Genomic DNA, 4,794 nt, shown 5'->3' on the forward strand with positions numbered 1-4,794 from the left:
TTACCCCGATTTTATTACTCCATGGTTTTGATAGTTCTATTTTTGAATTTCGTCGCCTTTTGCCATTACTTGCTGCTCAAAATCAAACTTTTGCTGTTGATTTATTGGGATTTGGTTTTACAGATAGATTGCCGAATTTAAAAATTAATCCAAAAGCGATCGCTACTCATCTTTATTATTTTTGGAAAAGTTTGATAGACCAACCTGTTATTTTAGTAGGTGCTTCTATGGGTGGTGCTGCTGCTATTGATTTTACTCTGACTTACCCGGAAGTTGTGAAAAAATTGGTATTAATTGATAGTGCTGGAATGCAAAATAATCCGATTATTAGTAAGTTTATTTTTCCTCCACTTGACTATTTCGCCACAGAATTTTTGCGTCGTCCCCAGGTACGAGCTAGTATTAGTCGTAGTGCTTATTTTGATAAAAGTTTTGCGACTTTAGATGCTAATATTTGTGCCAGATTACATCTAGAAATGCCTGGTTGGAATCAAGCTTTAATTTCTTTTACTAAGAGTGGTGGGTATGGTAATTTCAAACAAAAATTGCCTTCTCTACAACAGCAAACATTGATTTTGTGGGGAGAAAATGACCGGATTTTAGGTACTAGTGATGCTGGTAAATTGGAGGGCGCGATCGCTAATTCTCAACTGATTTGGATTCCTAATTGCGGTCATGTTCCTCATTTGGAAAAGTCACAAGTTACTGCTAATTATATTCTGGATTTTATTAGGGAAAATTAATAATAGATTTTTTAAATAATTATTCTTGATTAGCTATTACTTTTTATCAAAATTGATTCACAGTTTTCAGCAAGATTTGGTTCAGCTTCAATACAACCAATAAAGTCAAGTTGACTAAATTTTTTCAGATGGTTTTCAGAAGTATTCAAAAGTTGTTGATAGTAATATTCGAGGGCAGATAGTAAAATTTCATCTGTGCTTTGTTTAGTTTTTTCCTGGATAAAGGCAAGTTTTTGCGCCTGTTCTTGAGTGAGTTTAGTAGCAATTTTCATTGTTGTATAAAATTGATAGAATAATTTGAATATCCAAGCGTATATAAGCACAATACTTATATTACTTTCCTAATAGTAATTTTATTTCTGGAGAAAAGCAATAATGAGTAACTCGAAAGCAAAATGAGGTGCTGATGGCAGTGAGCTTCCTACAATAGACCCTCATACTAAAGCCAAGCATCAAATTATCGAAGAATATATAGAAAATTTGGGATTGGTGAATGCGTAATGCTTTTGTCTCAAACGCTTTTTATCCCCTTAAAAGGGGAAACTTGAGACAAAATTTTTTCGGTCATAATGAAAATTTTTCTGTTCATCAATTACTTTAATTAGTTGATCATTCAGCATGCGGTGAATGACAGTCAAACCGACCATTATTCGATAAATGGTCAGCGTACTGTCACACATCCTACTCGATCTTTTGTTGACAAATAATTTCTTAAAAAAAGAAAATAATTAACTACTTTTATGAATCTATAATATCATGTTCCCCCTCCGGGGGAGCTACGCTAACGGATAATCAGTGATAGAACTCCGTTACGCTCACGCGACCAAAAAACTTTATCCCTTCTAACCTTTTCTTCCCTTCTGCCTTCTGCCTTCCTTCCTCCAAGGTGTAAGTCTTCAACCAAACATGATATAATACAATTAATTATTAACAAAAATACAGCCTTTTCTAGGTAGTAAATTCAATTCTAATTGAGTAGATTCTTCTTGCCAGGAAATTTCACAACTACCATAAACAATTTTACTAGGTCGAGAATTAAACTGAGTAACAGAAACATTTACATTTGCTGCTTCTGTACCACTATTAATAACCACAATAATTTCCTCATCTCCTAACATACGGGCAAATACATACACATTTCCCTCAGCAAATAAAACCTTATAACTACCCGTACGCAAAGCAGAATATTTATTTCTAATAGCAATCAACTGTTTATGATATTCCAAAACTTGATTATCCCATTTTTCCGTAGCAGGAAAACCACGACGAGAGTCAGGGTCTAACTTCCCTGGTAAACCTACTTCATCACCATAATAAATACTAGGTGCGCCAGGAAAAGTCATTAACAACAGAGTAGCTAACTCAACACTTACTTGATCTCCTTGAGCAATACTCAAAACTCGAGCTGTATCGTGACTGTCTAATAAATTCAGTTGAGTTAGTTCAATTTCCCAAGGATAGAGTTGCAGCAACTCCTGCATTTTTTGACCATATTCAACAGCAGATATAGCTGGGTAAGCTGAATAGTCACAACCTTTAACTTGGTCAATATCTACACGATCGCCCGCTGTAAAAGCAATAGTTGGACCAGTAAACAAATAATTCATCACCCCATCAAACTGAGTACCATCTAACCATTGCACGCAGTCACTCCAGACTTCACCCACAATATACGCTTCTGGGTTAATAGCTTTGACGCGATCGCGAAATTCTTGCCAAAACCCAGGAGTCTTAACTTCAAATGGCACATCCAACCGCCAACCATCAATGCCAAACTCTAACCAATATTCCCCAATTTCCATAATGTATTCTTTCACTTCGGGGTTATCGTGATTGAATACAGGTAAAGCACGGTTGCCTACCCACCCGACATAGTTTGCAGGTAAACTGCCATCGTAAGCAGAAAGAGGCCAGTCTTCTATTTTGAACCAATGTAACCAGGGTGAGTGGGGACCGTTTTCCAAGATATCGTTGAAGAAATAGAAACCGCGACTAGCGTGGTTGAAAACTCCATCCAGAACAACTTTTATATTGCGATCGTGAGCAGCATCTATCAATACTCTTAAAGCTTCATTACCTCCTAAAATTGGATCGACTCGGTAATAGTCATGGGTATGATAGCGATGGTTACAAGCTGATTGAAAAATAGGAGTGAAATAAATAGCAGTGACACCCAGGTCTTGAATATAGTCAAGTTGTTCGATGACACCCCAGAGGTTGCCACCTTTGTAACCTTGGGGAGTAGGAGGTTCATCCCAAGGTTCTAGGGTAGAAGGATAATAACCTTTGTCTATACCTTTTCTGGTTTGGGTAGGTGGTTGACCTTTGGCAAAACGGTCTGGAAAAATTTGGTAAAATACGGCGTGTTTTACCCACTCTGGTGTTTGAATTTGCATAGATAATTATCTCTTTAATTAGGAAACCACTACTATTTTGACAGGAAATTGGTCTCAAAGTATCACAAATTAAAGTAATATTAAAATTTGTCACAATGACTAGGCAGTTTGATGTAGAGAAGGGTTAGATTTGTACAGGACACATAATATTCTAGAATTTGCCAAAGCCACTGAAAAAAAATTAGTGAGTATTATGGCCTATTAGCAAAGAATTATTTAAGGAAAAATCAAAATTACATTGTGATGGTGATGGCAGCAATAGCTCACGTCAATACTTGTTTAAGCAAGACTTGCAAGCTCTAATTAATGAATTAGGGATAAAAATTCCCATTCCAAAAATTTAATTACCAATCCATAAAACCATGTCAGAATATTACAATGCCTTCATCTCTTACGGACGTGCCGACAGTAAATCTTTTGCTACAAAACTCTATGAAAAACTCACAGAAAATGGTCTAAAAATCTGGTTTGACCAAAATGATATTCCTCTGGGAGTAGACTTTCAAAATCAAATTGATGATGGCATCATAAAAGCTGATAATTTTCTGTTTATTATTGCGCCTCATTCTGTTAATTCTCCCTACTGTCTCAAAGAAATAGAATTAGCTATTAAATACAATAAACGAATTATTCCCCTGCTTCACGTCGAACAAATTACTTATGAAATTTGGCAACAACGAAACCCAAAAAAAACTTTAGAAGAATGGAAAATTTATCAAGAAAAAGGTAAGCATTCAAGTTTTCCTAATATGCACCCTGAAATAGGCAGAATTAATTGGGTTTATTTTCGGGAAAATCTTGATAATTTTGACAAAAGTTTGACTGACTTAATCGAATTATTTAATCGTCAGCAAGATTATGTAAAACAACATACTAAGATTTTAGTTAAAGGTTTAGACTGGGAAAATAATCAAAGACAAACTCGTTATTTATTAATTGGGAAAGAACGTCTACAAGCAGAACAATGGTTAAAGATTAAATTTACAGAAGAACAACCCCCTTGTATTCCTACAGATTTACATGGTGAATTTATCTGTGAAAGTGATAAAAATGCTAATAATTTAATGACTCAAGTTTTCTTGGCTTTTGCTGAAGCAAATAAAAGTATCATGGAGCAAATCAGGAAAAGTTTAATTAGAGAAGGAATTACTGTCTGGAGTTCTCATGCCGATATTAAAACTGGAAAAGATTTTCAAGTAGAAATTGAGCGGGGTATTGCCGGAGCGGATAATCTAATTTATTTATTGTCTCCTGAAGCCATAAAATCTGAATATTGTCAACAGGAATTAACTTATGCTTTGAGTCTGAATAAACGAATTATTCCTATATTAATTTCTCCCACAGATTTAACAGAAATTCCTGCCGAAATAAACAACTTACAATTTATTGATTTTACTCAATCAGAGTCAGAAGGAATAGATAAACTGCTCAAAGAATTAAAGTCAGAAGCTATTTATTATCAACGGCATAAAATTTTATTAGTCAAAGCTTTGAAATGGCTAGAACAAAATCGTAACCCTAGTATTTTATTACGGGGTTATAATCTCGAACAATATCAAAGTTGGTTAGAATTAGCTGGAAATAGAATGGCTAATTTACCTACAGATTTACAAACAGAATTTATTGCCGAAAGTGCTAAACAACCACCTAATTTA

General features: G+C 34.9%; 4 protein-coding genes. 2 read left to right on the forward strand and 2 right to left on the reverse strand.

What is annotated here, in order from left to right:
- The coding region (locus F6K13_RS18790; protein ID WP_287287994.1) for an alpha/beta fold hydrolase at positions 1-743 on the forward strand (743 nt) is incomplete at its 5' end.
- A 29-nt stretch (positions 744-772) separates the two neighbouring features.
- On the opposite strand, the gene F6K13_RS18795 is transcribed toward F6K13_RS18790, so the two are convergent.
- Positions 773-1,015, reverse strand: a complete 243-nt coding sequence (locus F6K13_RS18795) for a hypothetical protein (RefSeq protein WP_124154566.1) — start codon at positions 1,013-1,015, stop codon at positions 773-775.
- A gap of 648 nt (positions 1,016-1,663) precedes the next feature.
- Entirely contained in the window at positions 1,664-3,139 is a 1,476-nt protein-coding gene (locus F6K13_RS18800; RefSeq protein ID WP_124154567.1) for a glycoside hydrolase family 13 protein, read from the reverse strand.
- Between the two features lie 362 nt (positions 3,140-3,501).
- On the opposite strand from F6K13_RS18800, the gene F6K13_RS18805 reads away from it, so the two are divergent.
- The coding region (locus tag F6K13_RS18805) for a toll/interleukin-1 receptor domain-containing protein (RefSeq protein ID WP_287287996.1) at positions 3,502-4,794 on the forward strand (1,293 nt) is incomplete at its 3' end.

The sequence above is a fragment of the Okeania sp. SIO2B9 genome (assembly GCF_010672505.1).
Classification (GTDB): Bacteria; Cyanobacteriota; Cyanobacteriia; order Cyanobacteriales; family Microcoleaceae; genus Okeania; species Okeania hirsuta.